Here is an 18,789-nt window from a genome sequence, read left to right as displayed (position 1 = left end):
CCAGCACCAACGATGAAATTTGCCTCAGTTGTGGTTATCCAGCTAAAGGTCGGCCAAAGTTAGTTTTTTTCAAGTGGACTGCTATCGGTGTTGCTGTAGTATTTGCTCTGTTTCTCGTACTAGGGGTCATTAACAGAGTTGAGCAACACCTCAACTCTCAACCTTCGACACATATAGACCGGTAAGATAGACCGGTAAGATAGCGTTGGGTTATCAGTCTATCTGTGTCTGCTGCGCGCTGTGTCTGCTGCGCGCAGCAGATACACATGTACTTAGTTAGAAGTTGGCGGACTAATCAGACCATTAGCTGCACCAAATAGATTGATGGGATTTTTGCCATCGGTAATCAAAACACTCTGGATACCAAGTGCTTCTAGAAGTCTTGCCTGCATTTCCGGACCTGCTTGTGCGATCGCTTGAATGGTTTGAGGACCAATTGCTTCTACTTTCTGTCGGTATTCTTCACTCTTAATGTGAGCCTCGCAGTCAAGTCCCGAAAAATTAGGACAAAACTGTATTTAATAGTGCGAACTGGACATTGACAATTTTATAGCGCTAGACTATAATGGCAGTATATAGCAAAAGCTGTACACACCGTTGATGATGCAAAAGAAAGTAGGCGCAGTAAAGAAGATATCGACTCAGGTCGTCCCAGTTGTAGGGATAGCTAAGTCGGTTGAGCTTGAGCTGTTGTCTACGATGAAAAAACTAGGCGTCGTCAGGTCTGAGTCTTACAACAAGCTGGGTAGTATAAGTCATTGGGGACTTGACTGGAAAAAAGCCTACCCAGAAGTCAGGGACTTCAGGAAGCCTGAGTCCCTGGGCTTGCCTTCCAAGTTAATGGAATGGACTGTCAGTGATGTAGCTAAAACTATCACAGCTCAACAAGCGGCTTCCATTGAGGCAGTCATAAAAAAGATCTATAAGAGGTTTCCTGGAAAGGAAAACCAGAAGATCAGAAAGGATATCTCTAAGCAACTCAAAACTTCAGCTTTTCTGGATAATCCACTATTGCACAGACTTGTAAGGAAAGAGTTTCAGAGAGGACATTATTGGGTCAAGAATCAAGTTGTATACCAACAAGGAGGATACTCGTGTAAACGATTGTCTCGTTATACTTATCAATTGGAATTAGCTGGAATCAGAAGAGGAAAAAGAAACAAACTAATAGTTAGGTCTAATCGAAATATTAAAGGACAGATTAGACTAATATACAACTCTCTACTGGCAAGATTTGAGATTCATTTTTTGGTTAATCACGGGACAGCTGAGATTCCTCCTGAACGTCGAGCGATAGGAGTAGACAAGGGATACACCGAGGCTTTTTATGATTCAGATGGTCAGGCACACGGGAAGAACCTGGGCAAAATAGCAACCATAAAATCCGTTCGCGTAGCGTGGCCTTTTGGCCATCGAATATGCGCCAAAAATCGGAACAGAGGAAAACTCTGGGCAATACATAGGAAGCTAGAAAAAATAGATCCAGCTAAATCAGCTCGGATACTGAAAAATAATCTGAGTCGAAAAACAGAAAACAGTCGTTACAGAAGAGATCAATCAGAGTTGAGGGCGATTATAGGGGCTGCTTCTAAATCCCTCTTCAAAGGAGAATCTCTAAGAATTTTTGCTGAGGATTTAACGCAACCAATCAAAAATAAACGCCAGTCAAAGGCTATGTCTCGCAAGTTGAATAGCTGGATGAAAGGAGAAATGCGGTACTCCTTGCAGAAATGGGCTAATTGGACTGGTTCGGTTGTGACAGAAGTCCAGCCAAGCTACACGTCGCAAATTGACTCCTTTTCTGGCACCTTATTGGGAGCAAGGATTGGGGACAGTTTTATCAGATTTAATGGGGTCGTGTTGCAGGCTGATCACAATGCTGCGAAGAATATCCTTGCTCGTGGTACAGATCAAGGAATCTCCCGGTTTATGACTAGGGTTGAAGTGCAGGCAGTATTGTTGCGTCGTACTGCGCGTTTCTTAGAAGGTATGGATTTGACTTTAGCTGACGCGGTTAAGCTAGGATGGCTTGACCGCAAGCATGCCAAAACTCAAGCTTTTAAGGAACTCCTCACCGGGATGTGAGGAACGTCTAGATAGATGAGCGGGAGGCTTGACTCCAATTGCTACTTGACCGCTCCTCACTCAGACATCAATAAAATGCACCTTGGCCGTTTTATTCGGTTTTATCCCGATTGATGACGGTTTAAGAGTATTCCTTAGCTCTTGCTTCTGCTGTTGCCTGACCTGTAGACTCAATGGCTATATTTTCTGCCTTTGACACTCCCCGTCCTAGAAGAACGGGGAGTGTCAAATCCCCTACCAGTTTCTCGTTTGGATAAAGGGGAAACGGATCTTGCGCGAAACGAATTTCCAGATCACCGTAGCGCAGTCGAATTTGACCATGCTGATCAGCAATGGGTTGACCGTCTTCATCCCGGAGTAATGGATTAGCCACCACACAATAATATCGAGGCGGCACAATAATCATCGGTTCAGGTTTTAAGATCAGCCGCTCGTGATCCCGAAGGGTAATGGTTTGAGGACCAACCTCCAGTCGCGTAACACCAGTATTGTTGTCTAGCACATGAATAAACTGTTGGGGCTTGATGCGAATCACTTCACTAGTTGTTCTAGGCACTTCCATTTTCTTCTCTGTTTTACGCTCAGTTGTAGTCATAGTCTCGGTCTAATCGAACTAGATTACTAAGTTGCCTTCATCGGTCGTAAGTAGTCATACACAATGAAAGTTGACTGATCAGATAAGGGAATAGGGAACGGCGAACCGAGAACATAAAGGGGTTGAACAACGTTAAGGGTTTCAACACAGTTAACAGCATTTATGTTCAGGTATTTAGATACAGTATTGTGCCTATATAAATCCCAAGTCAGTTGTGAGCAAAATTGTTTTACCAAGGGAGCTTCGGATCAGGAAATATCAGGATTCATGTAGGATTGCTATAGTTCATGGTTTATCCCTAAAGCCTAATCAACAATCAACTATTTTGTAACCTGACAGCAAAGGAACTCGCTATAAAACTAAAGTAACCTTTCTTTTTCTGTTCTGCCAAAATAACCCAAACTCGTTATGACTACGTTGAGTTTATGGAGTTGGGAGCAATTTCATCAAACCCCTGGGATAGGAGATGTGATTGCTGATCGGAACATTAACGATGAGGTATGAGGCCACCTTATATTAGGCTTGATAGCATTAAGTACTAACAACTATTAACCATTAATCATTAACCCAACCTCTAAAAATACTAATATTTTTTTTTAGGATATAATCAGGATGATTACTATCTAATATTAAACAAATAAGGGGCATACTATGAATCGTGATGACTTCCTAAAACGCTACGAAGCCGGTGAAAGAGATTTTTCTGGTATTAATTTGAAAAAGGCTAACTTAAAAAGTACTAATTTCAAGGGTGTTTGTCTAAAAAATGCGGACTTGAGTAATGCTGATTTAGAGGAAGCTACTTGGGATGATGTAGATCTAAGTCATGCTAACTTGAGGAATGCTTACCTATACGAAACCACTATCGAAAATTCTAACCTTACTAAGGCTAACTTGAGTCATATAGTAGCCTCTGAATCAACCTTGGAAAACTGTGATTTTAGTGGTACTGATCTGAGTTATGCGGATTTATCTGTAATCTATATAGCTACTAGTAAGCTCAGGGATGCCAATTTTAGTTATGCTACCTTATGTGAGGTTTACGTAGGTGATTCTGACCTGAGCAATGCTAACCTCAGTTATGCCCGTATGCTAGGGGTTGATGGCTGGAAAAAAGCTGACCTGAGTAGTATAAATTTTACCAAAGCTATCTATACGTCATACACTGAGTTTCCGACTGGATTTAACCCATCAAAAGCCGGAGCAATCTTTATTTGTGCCGAGGCTGACTTAAGCGGTTTAGACTTGAAAAATGTCAACCTAGGTTATGAAGAACTGTGTGGCGCTAACCTTAGTCATGCTAATTTGAGTGGTGCAAGACTGTATAATACTGACTTGAGAGCCGCCAACCTAAGTTATGCCAATTTAGAAGGTGTTGACTTTCATGATGCTGATTTGAGTGAGGCTAATTTCAGCCATGCTAATCTTAAAAAGGCTAAATTAGCTAAGGCTGACTTAAATGATGCTATTTTCTGTAACACTATTATGCCTAATGGCAGGATTAAAAATAATAATTGTTAGCTAGATCAATCCAGCTCAGTGAGAAGATAATTATTGGTAATGGGTAATGGCTAATTTTGATTACTCCCGTACCATTGGCTTTCCTTATCAAAGCAGTGATTTTCTTTTCCTTAGACCATTCTTTGAGGCGTTGCTTAATAATGGAATGATTTGAATAGTTTTGTGGAATGGGCATCTTGCCCGTTCCTGACGGTGCGACCCGTGGCGAATTTAATTCTTAATGGGTCAAGCGCACCGGATCTTTTTGGGCAGGCAGGATGTCCACCCCACTCATATTCATTGATTGATTCAGCAACGCCACATTTTTAGCCAATCATACCTTAATTCAGCAACGCCAAATTTCTCAATTGCGCAGAATCAACCGTTGCCGATGAACATGCAACAAACGAAACTCCCGCTGCGCCACCTGCTCCAACATATAAATAATGTGCTCTGGTCGCAACATCGTGCCATCATTCAAACAACTCCCCACATACCGCAAAACCACCCCAGACTCCGCAACCTCCTCTTCACCATCTTTGGATTTTTGGGGTTCGATCACCTCGAAGTCAAATAAGCGATCGCATAAATTCACCCACTGCTTCTTCCCCGACTTCGTAAACCGCTCCCACCAAATTTCCTTACTACCTTTGATTGCTTCAATCCAACCCTGCCACTCTTCCCAAGACGCTTCTGATATTACCTCAACTCGAATCAAATACTCAGCTCTCTCCAACAGCTGAGTTCCCGCAGGTTCCTTCAAATCCACTGCTTCAACCCCATACACCGGAATCTCTTCAGGCAACTGAGACACCAGCCTTTCCCTAAACTCCTCAACTGGCATTTTCTCAGTTAACTCAAACTCCACAATCTCCCCACTGCTAGACGCTCCCAAGGGCAACGCATTAGCAATCATAATCCGAGCATTAGCCCGAAACCCCCCACTATATCGAATTGGCAGTGACGCCCGTCTTACTGCTCTCTCAAACAGACTTGCCAAATCCAGATGACCCAACAAGGTCATATCCCCCAACTTTCCAAACCAAACCCGCAGCCGCTGATCCTTATTAGTATTGGGTTTAAAGTGACCAGCAAATTGCGGAATCTGTGGCGGGTCAATCACCACATTATGACCAAAATCAATCCCACACACACCACAGTGAGAACACCCATCAAAGGAACAATCCGGTACCGTTGCTGCATCTAACGCCCGTTGTAAATCTTCCTTGAGCCAATTCTTATCAATTCCCGTATCAATATGATCCCAAGGCAAGGGAGCATCAAGGGCGTTAAGGGTTGACGGTTGAAGGTTAGCTGGTTGAAGGTTAGCTGGTTGAAGGTTAGAAGGTTGAAGGTTAGAAGGTTGAAGGTTAGAAGGTTGAAGGTTAGAAGGTTGAAGGTTAGTTGGTTGAAGGTTAGTTGGTTGAAGGTTAGCTGGTTGAAGGTTAGTTGGTTGTCGGTTAGTTGGTTGTCGGTTAGTTGGTTGTAGGTTAGCTGGTTGTAGGTTAGCTGGTTGCTCTGAACTTTCAACCTTGGCCTTTTGGCCACGCTTCGCGAACAACCTTCCAACTTGCAACTCTTCTACACCCGCCATCACGTTCCATTCGCCATTTTCTACTTGGCGATATTTCCAGGTCAGACCTGATGAAGCGATCGCATTTTCCCAAGCAGCAAATGCCCGATCCAAGCTTTCCATCCAGGAGTCCATCCCTGCCCCCAATTCCCAAGCACGGCGCACCACCGCACTTAAGCGTCTGTCACCCCGTCCCACGAAATCTTCCATGGCCGAAATCCGAACATCGGTGTAATTAACCTTCACCCCCCTGATCTGACCAAATACTTGTTTGAGTAATTCCTGCTTGCGTTCAAACTCCGAAGTCGATACGGAATGCCACTGGAATGGGGTGTGAGGTTTTGGGGTAAAATTAGAAACAGTTATGTTAAACTTAATGGTTTTTCTGCCTTTAGCACGGCACTCCTGCTGCAACCAACGCACCGTTTCCGCAATCCCCAACACATCCATATCCGTTTCACCGGGCAAACCAATCATAAAATAGAGCTTGACTTTCTCCCAGCCTTGCTCAAATGCCGTCTTTACTCCCCTGAGCAGTTCTTCATTAGTCAGTCCCTTATTAACAATATCCCGCATCCGCTGAGTTCCTGCTTCTGGGGCAAAGGTCAAGCCACTCTGCCGATTGCCCCCTAGGATATTGGCAATATTCTCATCAAAGCGGTCTACCCGCTGACTCGGTAGGGACAAGGAAATATTCTGATCCTTAAGACGATTTTTGATTTCCATCCCCACCGCTGGTAGAGCCAGGTAATCCGAACAACTCAGGGATAGAAGGGAAAACTCGTTATACCCTGTAGCACGCATCCCTTGTTCAATAGCTTCCACCACTTTTTCTGGTTCCACATCCCGCGCTGGTCGAGTCAGCATCCCAGGTTGGCAGAAGCGACAACCCCGAGTACAGCCCCGTCGCACTTCGATCTTGAGTCGGTCATGAACCGTTTGGATATAGGGTACTAGTCCAATAGCATAGGCAGGCATCGGTGTAGCCACACGCCGCAAAATCCGCTTCGGCACATCAGGGCGGTTGGGTTTAACTGAGCCATCCTCAGTCATATCATAGAATTGGGGGACATACACCCCTGGTATCTGAGCCAAATCCAGGAGTAACGCTTCTCGACTTAAGCCAGCTGCTTTGCCTTCTTCGATTACTAAGCCAATCTCTGGCAACAATTCTTCCCCATCGCCAAGATCAACAAAATCTAAGAAATCAGCATAGGGTTCAGGATTCGATGTCGCCGTTTGTCCACCTGCAAAAATTAGGGGTATTTCCGATATATCAAACTGAGCACGGTCTTTCCAGGTCAGGGGAATTCCTCCCAAATCCAACATTTCCAAGATGTTGGTTGCCCCTAATTCATAGCTAAGGCTAAAGCCAATAATATCAAAATCTTTCAGAGGTCGCCGATTCTCGACAGCAAACAGAGGGGTTTGAGTGGAACGTAATTTAGCTGCCAAGTCTGGGGCAGGTAGATAGGCGCGATCGCATAATTGCCTAGGTTGATAATTCAATATATTGTAGAGGATGATATGGCCTAAGTTAGAAGCCCCCACTTCATAGATTTCTGGATAAGTCAATACCCAGCGTACCTCAGCTTCTTCCCAAGGTTTATGGACTGCTCCCAACTCGTTACCTAAGTAACGGGCTGGTCTGTTGATGTCTGGTGTTAATATTTCCTCTACAGTGATTGCCATAGAAACTTTATTACTGCTTTCAATGCAGTTAACCCTGATCCACCTTTGATTTTATCAGTACTCAGGCTAGAGATAAGGGGGTGAAGGTGGATGAAGTGAGGGAGATAATAACCACCATACTTCTTAACTGGTATTTCCCTATCTCCTCCCATCATCATCGCTGTAAGCACTTAATCTTCCCAAGATTTCCTATGATTTTGCTGCACTCAGAGCCATTGAGTTAGCTTCCCAACCTACTCCAACCCCCTAGAGGGCTGTAGCAAAAGCCTCATGGCTGTCAAAAATCTCAAACACCCCATCTAATTTAGTTAGCTCCAGCATAATTCGAATTGAAGGAGCTACGGAGCAAAGACCAAAGCGCCTCTCTAGACTTCTTGCTAGCTTCAGACCATGAATTAAGGCCATTAAGCCAGCACTGTCGAGAGACTCTAACTGATGCATATCAACCAACAAAGCCGAATCCTCAGCAGCCACCACAGCTTCTGTCAACTGACTTTTAAACTCAATTGCATTAGAAGCGTTAATATGACCGGAAGGTTGAATAATTCTTAATTTTGCACTCAGGGTCGCCTGTGTCATGAGTAGACTCCTCACTTGGTCAAATCCAATAAAATTTTATAGAGAATATATTGAAGATAGTATGGAATTTCGCTAATTCCATACCACTTCTGATAGACTTTGCCGAATCTTTACAGATTGCTAATGGTTTTTGAAATCTTCATTAAACTTACCATCAAAATGTATCATATATTACTTTTTTTCAAGTTAAGTAATTTATTTTTCATTTCCGATGGTCTAAGTTGCTAAGAGCATGGCTCAGTTGATGCCTATAAGTAGGGATTAAATTTTAATAATTTTTGTTACGTTAACTAAATAGAGCTGCCCTGACATAGAAATATAATACTTTTTGTTATAGGCTTGAGCCAAATGTTTAGCCTTAGATAAGTATAACGTTAACTAGGGTGTAGAGGCAAGTAGTACTAAGCAGTATGTCCTTATAACTGCCTTAGGTGCGCTTGACCCATTAAGAATTAAATTCGCACCTATTGGTGCGCGCCTCCAAGGGCGAATAAATCGCCCTTGGGTCGCACCTATTGGCTTTGCCAACGCTACGCGAACGGGTCGCACCTAAACTTCAATACCTCTAACCCTTGAAACGGCATAGCTTCTTCCGTTCAGGTTAAGCTTTCTGAGTTAAGTCCAAAAGGCATATAATATATATGTAATATATATGTCAGAGAGTACCAATCCACCTCATCAGTGATTTAGATCACATCCCAATAAGATAAAGATCACTATAGTGGCTAGTAATTTCAGAAGACAATAAAGTTATATGGAATTGTGGGTAAGTAATTGTGAAAACTACATTTGTTATTCGTCAACTAGTAGAAAAAGCCCTCTATATTAGGAAATTGACTCCTGATATAGAAAATGCAATTAACTACGAACTAACTCAAACTGGTTACATCTCTGATGTGGATTACGAAGCACTGGAATTATTAATGTCTGAGATGGATGCTGGTCGTGTACAGCTAGTTCCGAGTCACTAGAAAAAGTGGTTATAAACTAAGGCTAGACCAGCTCGGAGGCTTGGTAACTACTCCATGACTTTTAGCCATGACTTTTAGCCATGACTTTCAGGGTTGGGGCAAGCTCTGACAGCTACATGTGGCAAAACCCCTACAACTTTAGTTTACTCTCCTAAGGGGTCTGACTTGCTACTGCTTGAGTCGTGATCAGATCACCATTGAGTTGGCAAAGTCCTATTACCGATTAACCATTAAAAAAACTTAAAACTTTTCAGGATAAGCTTGCCAAACTGCACAGATAAAATAACTTAGTTGCTGGCGAGCATCAGGGTCACTTTCTACATTGACATCAGGGTCATCTAACCGAACCAAGAGGGGAATTACTTCAGTGTCTAAGGCTAGTCGTAATAAACTCGCTGGCCAAAGTAAATCCGGTCCAGAGCGTAGGTCGTAAAGAGTAAGCTGTTCAGGGAGTTCCACTGGCACAGGCTCTTGACTATGCAAGGTGACCAATATCATAGAACGCACCCAACACATTTGTCGCGATGACACAAATTCGATCACTTCAGCGTATAAACGAGTATTGTCATGCTCTAAACAAATAATCTGATGAGGCTGGAACTCGTAAACCAAACTCCTTGATACGTCTTTATTCACCAGGCATCAATTCCTAAATTGAGTCATTGCGATACAATATAATGTTCATATTACCAGTTTGGTTAACGGGGGTATTAGACCCAGATTTGCCATGACTGGAAGTCAGAGGCTGTCTCACTGCTCATCTTTGCTATGATGTATTAATTCAACTTAGTCTCAATAGATTTAATACCATAGCATAGATTATGAAAGTCCAAGTTTCAGTCGTGTTTAGCAATCCCGTGGATTTCGTTAATTTTTCTCATCAGGCACTGCCTCGATTTTGCGTCGATCTGCCTTTTAAACCTCGCGCTATCCCAGTTGAAGAACTGTTGCCCAACGTCCCTATGATTGATAGCAATTCAGACGATTGGACAACAGACCTGCCCTTCGAGCAAATAGAATACAAGGAAGAAGGAGCAGAGGAATATGCCAAAATGGTAGTAGTAGTGGAAATCCCACAGGATGATATGCCCTTGTTTGAAGATGTAGTTAAGTCGTTTGGGGGAAAGATTATGCCATCAGAGGGGTTGGATGTAATGGACATGTAGTGGACATGTAGTTTACACCCCATATCTTACCCATAACCTGGCTTGTAGATCATAGAAATTCCTTGTTAATCTTGATCGAAAATTCAAGACTATCACAAAATATGTTTGAAGGAAAAATAGTCTGGAATACACAAGGAATGAAATGACCTCTAAGCAGGATAAACCTGAGGTGGCTAAAATCCTCGAACCATTCAAACTCGCATTGGCTGAGCATCTGAGTAACCCTGATGTTGTCTTAGACGAGGTACTGGCATGGACTGGCTCTCAGCCTTTTTTGACCCAGAAGCTTTGTCAAGTTATCCTTGACTCTAAATCTCCCATCCCTGTTGGTGAGGAAGCTCTCAAAGTCGAAGAACTAGTCAAAACTCACTTCGTTGAAAATTGGGAAACTCAGGAAGCCGCTGAACTTCTGCAAGATATTCGTAGTTTCTTGCTCGAAGAACAATTCCTGCGGCTATATCAGAAAATTTTGCAGGGAGTCATGATGGCAAATGACAGTTGGGAACAAAAAGTGTTGCTCAACTCCGGTGTGGTGATTAACCAGGGGGGAAATTTAAAAGTTTCTAACCGTATTTATGAGGTTGTTTTTAATCACAGCTGGGTAGCTCAAGAGTTAGCACAGTTGACCAGTACAGACTATTGGTTGGCATCTGAGCTGACGACAGATGCTACTGATCAAGCCATCGCCATGGTTTTTCCTAACCTACCAATCACCCCAGTTACTCAAGACCAAGATCTCACAACTGACCAGCCTAAACACTCAGAGCTGACAACTGATGAACCCAAACACCCAGATCTAACAACTGACGAGCCCAACCAATCAACTGTAGTACCTTTAGAGCCAGACCAAGCCACAACCTTGGCTACCTCATCAGCTAGCAGAATCCCATCACCCATTAGTTTTTGGGGTGGCTTGATCGCCTTGTTTCTAGTCATTACCTTTGGTGTATTTCAGTGTACTAGTGCTAGAAGAGCAGACGATCAACTAAAAAACCTTGCTTCTGAGGACATATGCAGACGCCAATTTACTACCAGAAAAGAACAAATAGAGCAACTTAGAAAGATAAAGAGTCAAAATAGTGCTTTTCCCAAGCTATGTCAGTCAATGTTAGATCAATTGCAGTTTTCCTATGCTATAGAAGAGCTCGCTAGTCAAGGTGAATTCAAGCAAGCTACTATAAATCTTTGTCAAGTATCAGAGCGTTACTACCAGTTTAAACAAAAATCTCTTCCACGTTTTTTCCGTCGATGGGATAGGAATAATGAGAATTATGCTAATTGGTTGAGAAACTATCTAATAAAATTAGATTGTCCAGCTGCTAAATATTTGGGGTAATCAATTGTTAAATTGTTAAATTGTTAAATTAAATTGTTAAATCAGTAGTTGTGGCAACAGGGAACAGGGAATAGGAAATTCATGCATGGATTTTTAGCAAACAGTTAACTAAATAACTAATTAATTTAACTAATTAATCTAACTTAATAGACTGGTTTTAGTCAATAAAAATTTATTTTATTGCCTACTTTTAAAGACTTAGCTATTTACTGATAAGCCAGATTCTTCTAAGGATTATAAAAAACTCCATCGCTACCACTGATTTCTTCTTCCAAAGATACCCTAATTCCTCGACGAGCAATTTCAAAAATAGTTAAGATAAATTCTCCCAATTGAAAATATTGGGTTTGACGTAATTGTTTCCTATGGCGTTGTTTGCCGCTAATCCGCTCATTGATATGGCTTGCATAATATAAAATTAGGCTAACTAATAGCCAACCTAATAAACTCAATAGAGCTGTTACAATGATAATAATCAGCCAGCCTAAGAACTGACACAACACTTGTAATAATGGATCGTCATATACATCAAGTTCCGAGTACAACAGAGAACTATTGCTACTAAAGATTCCTAAGGCAATCGTTCCCCAAAATCCACAGAAAAGGTGAACAGGAATCGAACCTACGGGGTCGTCAATTTTCCAAACTTGTAGAAAATATTCGCCTAAAAGGACAAAAATACCGCTGATAGAGCCAATTATAAATGCACTTTTGATATCTACAAAAGCAGCTGAGGCTGTAATTCCCACCAACCCACCTAAAATGCCATTGATAATTGAGGCTAGACTGGGTTTTCCCAGGATAATTGGACTAAAAAATACGCTGGATATTCCACCAGCTGCTGCTGCCATCATGGTAGTTGTGATGGTATTAGCTACATAATCGAGATCCTTTGCTGAGCCACCATTAAAACCAAACCAGCCCAGCCAAAGAATTAAGCAGCCTAAGGTGGCTAAACCCAGATTATCGGCAGAGAACTTTTCAGTTTCGAGACCTTCATATCTATCTGTTCTTAAATTGTAGCCAAAACGACCTTGTCGTGGCTTTAGTAGCCAAGCCCCTACCAAGCCAGCCATACCACCAACACTATGGACTACAGTTGAACCCGCAAAATCATGAAATTTTAGCGCCTTGGCTAGCCAACCATAGTGTCCCCAAACCCAGTGACCGGTTACGGGATAGATAAAACCAACCAGGAAAAAACTAAATAGGAGAAATGCCCAGAATTTTACCCGTTCAGCAACAGCTCCTGAAACAATAGTGGCTGCAGTTCCAGCAAAGACTAACTGAAATAAAAATAGAGCCGCAAAGGAGCGATTAGACCAATCTTGATTGAGACAATTAAATCCTGATTCTGGAAAACCAAGATTTCCAAATTGGGGAAAGGGAAGATTAAAAAACAACCCCTTTTGACCCACTAAACTTAAACTATTATTTTCTCCTGGAACACAACTGTAAGTGATGCCATCACCAAACATTAAGCCAAAGCCAACTAGCCAAAAGGCTAAGGCTGATATACAGAAAACTATCAAATTTTTAGCCAAGACATTAGTCGCATTTCTCCGTCTACATAACCCGGCTTCTAACATGGCAAAGCCAGCATTCATAAAAAAGACTAGAAAAGATGAAACTAACAACCAGATAGTAGACAGGTTAGTGAAATTATTCGTGTTACTATCTTGTGCTACTGCTACACCAAGCCATCCCAGCAGGATGGTAATAGCCAAAGATAGGCAGAAGTACCAACGGCTCGGTACCCGGATGATTTGGTGTTTTAATCTCTTGTACTTATGTCGAGACATCAAAGCAAGCTTTCTAGTTTTTTGACACTCCCCGGTCGCGCATACGCGGGGATTCTTCATTCAACGAGCCAGCTTGCTGAACCTGGCCGGAACCAAGAACAGTAGAGGCCGATTCTCCTGAAGCGTTTAGATCTTTTAAGATCCAGGTTCCGGTGTGCCCCACCGTACCCAAGGCTTTCTTAAGGATGTTTATTGCGGCGTTGTGGTCTCTATCTAACTGACAACCACACTTGCACGTATGAGTCCTAGTTGATAGGGACTTTTTAACTTCTTCGCCACAATTGGAACAGTTTTGGCTGGTATATGCAGGATTTACTGCAACTGTTACCTTTCCGAACTTGGTGCCAAAGTGCTCCATCCATTTCCTAAACTGATACCAACCTGCATCATTAATAGACTTAGCGAGGCAGTGATTTTTTACTAGGTTCTTGGCTCTTAAGTCGACCTAGGCGACCAGATCGTTAGAACAGATTACGCAGCGCGCCGGAGACGAAACCTTAGAATAAAGAAGCCTTAATAACAAAGATTTAACCCTTTTATGCATAGCCGACTAACCATAAAGGCTTCTTTATTCTTACGGTAACTTCGTTCCCAGTCTCTTGGCGTTCTCTTCACGTTGCCTACTTATCTTAAGGTGCTGTCTGCCTAGTCTATTAACTGCTTTATTTCGATTGGATGAGCCTTTCTTCTTGCGAGAAACTCGACGCTGGTAGAACTTAAGGCGTTTTTCTACCGTTCTGTAAAAGCAGGGATTTGGTTCAGTTTTTCCAGCGGAATCAGTGTAAAAATATTTTAGTCCAACATCCAAGCCGATAGCTGTCCCACTTGGCTCTAGTTCCTCTTTGATATCAACTGAAACACAAAACTGGACATAATAACCATCAGCCCGGCGAACTATACGGACTCGCTTTATTTCCTTTTTATCCAAGCGCCACAAGTCCCATGTACCTTTAAGCTTAAGCTTCCCAATACCCTTTTTATCACTAAAGGTGATTGACTTCTTGTCAGGGGATAACTTCCATCCAGACTGTTTATACTCCACTGAGCGGCAGTTTTTCTGGAACTTAGGAAAACCTTTCTTTCCAGGTACTTTTTTCTTGCAGTTATCAAAGAATCGAACAATTGATGACCATGCTCTTTCAGCACTAGACTGACGAGCAGTAGAGTTTAATTCATTAGCAAAAGGAAAGTTTTTAGCAAGGACTGCACTGTACTTATTAAGGTCAAATTTGTTGACCCCTTTATTTTCCATCCAATACCTGAGGCAGCTATTACGGATGAACTGGACTGTCCGGATAGCCTCGTTGATCCCAGAGTATTGATGTTTTTTTCCTTTCGCCTTGAACTCTAAAATGATCATCAGCTTCTTAAAGTTACCGTAAGAATAGGGTCGCCTTATAACAACAGTTTTAACCCTTTTTCCATAGCCGACAAACCATAAAGGCGACCCTATTCTAAGGTTTCGTCTGGGACCTAAACTGTTCACTCCCTTATTTTACAACATCCAGACTAAAATTCCGGATTTTCCTGAAATATTTTTCTAGGCGCGTCAAGCCGCTGTGAGCCTTCATCCCCGGTCATTAGACACGGGGTTTTCGGCTTTGGGGGATTTTTATAAAAGGACAGAGATTTACGCGAATCTGTTCACAGCAGAAGCTGAGCCATCTTCTAGCTTTGAGTTAAAAGGAAGCTGAGCCTCTGAGTTCGCTAGTTCTTGAAAATGAATAACTTCTTTACGGGGATCAGCATGACTGACTTTGACGTGTAAGCGATCGCCTAATTGAACCGAACGCTGGAAACGCATGGGCAATTCTAGACCTAACTCTTCTAGGAGAATGTTGCCCTTATTCTCGTTTTCTCGCCACCAACTGAGTACTAATACTTGCCAAACCTGATTCGGGTTACGCCGCAAATATTCCAATCCCCAATATTTGTTGGTATCACGTTCTACTTCACTAGCATCCTTAGCTGTTCTGGTTACACTCTGCATCGTTTCGAGCAAATCTTCAGCTTCAAAGGGTAGGGGGTCACCCCGTAGATGAGCTTTCAGCTGGAAATGAGTCATTAAGTCAGTGTAGCGGCGGATCGGAGAGGTTACCTGGGTGTAAGTTTCCAAAGCCAAACTAGCGTGGCGTGTTGGGGTAATGCTCATTTCGCTTCTAGGCATACACCGACGCATGGCACAGAACCGCACTGGACCGGCTGGCAATAGCAGCAGTTCTTCTTGGGATGGAAGTTCTGGCTGGGGTTGTCCTCGGAATGGTAGTGGAATTTGGTGCGCTTGACCATAGCGTCCAGCCACTTCACCTGCCAGAATCATCATTTCTGCCACCATTTGCCGTGATGGTGAATCTTCTAACACCTCAATGGTAATTTGGTCATCATTTCCCACCTTGATTACCGACTCTGGCATATGGATGCTAATCGCCCCCTGAGACTTGCGCCACTTTTGCCGACGCACAGCCAAGTTAGCGATCGCAAACAGTTCTGTTTCTGCCTGTACCCCTAACTGCAACATTTCATCTACATCTTCATAAGTCAGGCGATAGGTGGGTTTAATCAGGCTGGGGTGAATCTGATAGTCATAGATGGCACCATCTTGATCCAAGATCACGCCAAAACTGAGTGCGCCACAGACTTGACCTTGAACCAAACTCATTGGACCAGTTGCCAGTTCCGATGGGAACATGGGAATCATGCCCGTGGGTAGATATATGGTGGTACTACGCCGTCGTGCTTCTAGGTCAAGATTATCCCCTGGCATTACCAAGCGGGTTGGGTCAGCGATGTGAATCCACAGACGCTGAGTGCCATCCTCTAGATCTTCTATACTCAAACCATCATCTATTTCTTGGGTACTTTCATCATCTATGGTGTAGAGTTTCAGATGAGTTAAATCCAAGCGATCTGAATCTGGGTCAGTAGGAGGATTTGCCAGGTATTGCTGGGTCAATTCGAGTACCTCACGACGAAATTGAGTTGGGATTTTATGACGCAGCAAGTACTTCTGGTGAGGACGCCACAAACCCAAATTTATCAATAAATCGAAGGCATTTTCTGGGTTTTGAGGGCGTTTTAGTGCTTCCAGAGTTTCCTGAACTGCACGAGATGGTTTATCTGGTTCACTAACGAACCGTTCTAGAGCATCAAAGCGAGTGCGATCGCTATCAACCCACTCTACTTGCTCACCCCCTAACTTTTGCTGTACTCGCTTCAAAAATTCTTCTTGTTCCTGGTGCTTTGATTGAGCCGCTGCCAGTTGATGCTTGATTTCAGCCACCATGCTAGCGGAGCGGGGTTCATAGGTTTGTGCTTTTTGTTTAAAATAGATTTTGTCTTCAAACAGAATACAGTGTGCCGCATAGCACTGGGGTGGACTTTGCTCAGAAAATAATAACTGTGCCATGTCAGCACAGGTAACCGCCTCTCCTTCTTCCACCAGTAATTCCCAAGCTAATTCTAAGCTATCTGGGTCTAGATAGGGTTGTACTCGAGCAATAAACTCTGGTATTTGTGATGGCTCATAAGTAGAATCTGCCACTGTGTAGGTGACTTGTCGAGGATGGAGCTTGTGCAGTTTCCCCCGTTGATCCAAAGCAATCAAGTGGTTCTTGCCCTCTGGACGATCGACAACAGCGAGATGGCGTTCTCCTTGTAAGCGAAATTCGATTAGTGTTCCCTTTTCCACCAGTTCTGATAACCCGGGTAGCGTTTACCAAATCCACCTCCCCCCAGTCTATCCTGTGTTGTTGAGATACCCAACTCGGCAGACGGGGTCAAGTCTAAAGTCTGAAGTCTGAAGTCTGAAGTTGTCAGTGGTCAGTGTAACTCCTGGTTGGGTCGCAAGTTTTTAGTTAACCATGTCTTGATGCAGAGCGCGAGTGGGGGAATTCCCCGTGAGGCCACTGCATCGCGCGCCTCAGCCATCGATCACCCCATTTCATCCTTCATACTTCATCCTTCATCCTTCTTATTTGATATTTGATTCTTCACACGGGAAATATCCCAGAGGAAGACCGTGATTGTTCACCTTAACCTTCTTTATTAATATAGGGTAGCAAAGCCAAGAACCTTGCTCGCTTAATGGCTGTGGTTAGCTTTCGTTGTTGTTGAGTCGTTAGATTAGTAATGCGGCGGGGTAGGATTTTTCCCCGTTCAGTGATAAACTTGCGCAGCAACTCAACATCTTTATAGTCGATCGGTTCATCGGGTTTGATCGGAGAGAGACGTTTACGAAAGTAAGTCATGATTGGTTGTGATTGGTGATTGGTTATTTAGGTTACTGGTTACTGATTATAGTCATTTGTTCTTTGGTAAGTATTCAGCTATCAGCTATCAGCTATCAGCTTATGGGCTATTAGCACGCTACTTAAGCTGCTTAGGTTTCTTTTATTCTGACGGCACCTGAAGTAGAGTGAGCCATTCGCGTAGCGTGACTCAAAGGCCAATGTTCACGGCTGACCACTGAATGCTTACAATAAAACAGGTAAGCATTGGTTTAAGCTGAGTTACTTGAGCTGACCGCTGATAGCTGACCGCTGAACGCGCACGCGTGTGCGTAGCACATAAGCTGAATACTTGTTCTTTGTTGCTTGTTCTTTGTCAATAGTCCATTTTCAATTAACAAATTCAATTCACAAATGACCAAGGACCAAATCTATTTGATTTCTTTGTGAATCATGTGCTTGTTGCAATGGGTGCAAAATTTCTTCAGTTCCAGACGTGATGATGTGTTACGGCGATTCTTCCTAGTGGTATAGCGGGAAACACCAGCCGAGCGCTTATTGGAGTAACTGCGACATTCAGTACATTCTAGAGTAATAACGATTCGGACACCTTTCTTACTTGCCATAGTTTTTTTTCTAAGAACTCAAATATTACAATTAAACACAATTTACTATTATCTCATGGGATGCCCCAGTCTATCAAGTAGATGCAAAATTGCTCAAGTCTCGGGAAAAACCTCACGCCTTGTTGGCACCATCATCGTGCAGGGCAATCTGGTCACTGACAAGGGCAGCCCACAGTAGTATCCTTGAAATGCGATTAGCTAGACCAATCAAGCCAATCATCATCGCGCTTTAGTGCAGCGAAGCCAACTATGCTCTCCAGTTTAGTTAGAGTCAGTAACCGGTGCAAGGGTAACGAATCTAACCTCAAGAATCAAGATAACCGAAAGCCCACTACCCTAAACTCTGAGCCGGATTGGTGTATAATAGCACGACTCCCGTAACTAGCCAGACCAACTCGAAGATCAGCATCTGCAACATATAAAAGCCAAGAGTATTTTTGATCAGGAGTGAGCTGACCAGCCATACTCCTACAAAATCGATATCGAAAGCAGCAGCCCGCCACTCTATTGCTATAGCAGTCGCCAGGGCAGTTAGGACATGACAAAAGTCTCACACCCTTTGTAAGCGATGCAGAGGTGCGACCCGTGGCGAATTTAATTCGCCAACGGAAAGCGCACCATTACGGTCTTGGGGGTTT

14 protein-coding genes and 1 pseudogene are annotated in these 18,789 nt (G+C 43.1%); 6 read left to right on the top strand and 9 right to left on the bottom strand.

Annotated elements, in window-relative coordinates; translation table 11 throughout:
- Positions 1-185 (top strand): hypothetical protein (locus F6K38_RS22145; RefSeq protein ID WP_287357460.1); only part of this gene is annotated, 185 nt, incomplete at its 5' end.
- Positions 186-603: 418 nt separating this feature from the next.
- The gene (locus F6K38_RS22140) at positions 604-2,085 is read left to right on the top strand and encodes a zinc ribbon domain-containing protein (protein WP_287357462.1); all 1,482 of its coding nucleotides are present in this window, start codon (positions 604-606) and stop codon (positions 2,083-2,085) included.
- Positions 2,086-2,206: 121 nt separating this feature from the next.
- Here F6K38_RS22140 and F6K38_RS22135 read toward each other — a convergent pair whose 3' ends face one another.
- Positions 2,207-2,680, bottom strand: coding sequence for a hypothetical protein (locus F6K38_RS22135; protein WP_287248942.1), 474 nt, complete (start codon positions 2,678-2,680; stop codon positions 2,207-2,209).
- A gap of 651 nt (positions 2,681-3,331) precedes the next feature.
- Between F6K38_RS22135 and F6K38_RS22130 the strand changes: the two genes are divergently transcribed.
- Positions 3,332-4,201 carry a pentapeptide repeat-containing protein gene (locus F6K38_RS22130; protein ID WP_287248945.1) on the top strand — a complete coding sequence of 290 codons (870 nt, stop codon included), beginning with the start codon at positions 3,332-3,334 and terminating at the stop codon, positions 4,199-4,201.
- A 343-nt stretch (positions 4,202-4,544) separates the two neighbouring features.
- Here F6K38_RS22130 and F6K38_RS22125 read toward each other — a convergent pair whose 3' ends face one another.
- Together F6K38_RS22125 and F6K38_RS22120 are read right to left on the bottom strand one after the other, a co-directional pair.
- Positions 4,545-7,445 (bottom strand): TIGR03960 family B12-binding radical SAM protein, encoded by a 2,901-nt coding sequence (locus tag F6K38_RS22125; protein ID WP_287248948.1) that lies wholly within the window; start codon positions 7,443-7,445, stop codon positions 4,545-4,547.
- A 246-nt stretch (positions 7,446-7,691) separates the two neighbouring features.
- Complete coding sequence (locus F6K38_RS22120; protein WP_008191243.1) at positions 7,692-8,024, bottom strand: STAS domain-containing protein; 333 nt, start codon at positions 8,022-8,024, stop codon at positions 7,692-7,694.
- Positions 8,025-8,800: 776 nt separating this feature from the next.
- On the opposite strand from F6K38_RS22120, the gene F6K38_RS22115 reads away from it, so the two are divergent.
- Entirely contained in the window at positions 8,801-8,995 is a 195-nt protein-coding gene (locus tag F6K38_RS22115) for a hypothetical protein (protein ID WP_008191245.1), read from the top strand.
- A 240-nt stretch (positions 8,996-9,235) separates the two neighbouring features.
- Here F6K38_RS22115 and F6K38_RS22110 read toward each other — a convergent pair whose 3' ends face one another.
- The gene (locus tag F6K38_RS22110; RefSeq protein ID WP_071102196.1) at positions 9,236-9,631 is read right to left on the bottom strand and encodes a hypothetical protein; all 396 of its coding nucleotides are present in this window, start codon (positions 9,629-9,631) and stop codon (positions 9,236-9,238) included.
- Between the two features lie 185 nt (positions 9,632-9,816).
- On the opposite strand from F6K38_RS22110, the gene F6K38_RS22105 reads away from it, so the two are divergent.
- Positions 9,817-10,161, top strand: a complete 345-nt coding sequence (locus tag F6K38_RS22105; protein WP_008191249.1) for a hypothetical protein — start codon at positions 9,817-9,819, stop codon at positions 10,159-10,161.
- A 142-nt stretch (positions 10,162-10,303) separates the two neighbouring features.
- Positions 10,304-11,497: a hypothetical protein gene (locus F6K38_RS22100; protein ID WP_287357458.1), complete on the top strand. Its 1,194-nt coding sequence runs from the start codon at positions 10,304-10,306 to the stop codon at positions 11,495-11,497.
- A 227-nt stretch (positions 11,498-11,724) separates the two neighbouring features.
- On the opposite strand, the gene F6K38_RS22095 is transcribed toward F6K38_RS22100, so the two are convergent.
- The 5 genes and pseudogenes from F6K38_RS22095 to rpmG all read right to left on the bottom strand — a co-directional run bounded on the left by F6K38_RS22095 (position 11,725) and on the right by rpmG (position 18,151).
- A complete protein-coding gene (locus F6K38_RS22095; RefSeq protein ID WP_044495721.1) occupies positions 11,725-13,299 on the bottom strand; it encodes an ammonium transporter in 1,575 nt (524 codons plus the stop codon).
- A 13-nt stretch (positions 13,300-13,312) separates the two neighbouring features.
- Positions 13,313-14,659 (bottom strand): annotated as a pseudogene (locus tag F6K38_RS22090) (RNA-guided endonuclease InsQ/TnpB family protein).
- 270 nt (positions 14,660-14,929) lie between these two features.
- Positions 14,930-16,987, bottom strand: a complete 2,058-nt coding sequence (locus tag F6K38_RS22085) for a ribonuclease catalytic domain-containing protein (protein ID WP_008191260.1) — start codon at positions 16,985-16,987, stop codon at positions 14,930-14,932.
- A 343-nt stretch (positions 16,988-17,330) separates the two neighbouring features.
- Entirely contained in the window at positions 17,331-17,546 is a 216-nt protein-coding gene (gene rpsR, locus F6K38_RS22080) for a 30S ribosomal protein S18 (RefSeq protein WP_008191262.1), read from the bottom strand.
- Positions 17,547-17,956: 410 nt separating this feature from the next.
- Entirely contained in the window at positions 17,957-18,151 is a 195-nt protein-coding gene (gene rpmG, locus F6K38_RS22075) for a 50S ribosomal protein L33 (RefSeq protein ID WP_071986987.1), read from the bottom strand.
- Positions 18,152-18,789 lie beyond the last annotated feature (638 nt).

This window comes from Moorena sp. SIO3B2, from assembly GCF_010692525.1.
GTDB classification, from domain to species: Bacteria; Cyanobacteriota; Cyanobacteriia; order Cyanobacteriales; family Coleofasciculaceae; genus Moorena; species Moorena producens.
This window is presented reverse-complemented; position numbering and strand designations above follow the sequence as displayed.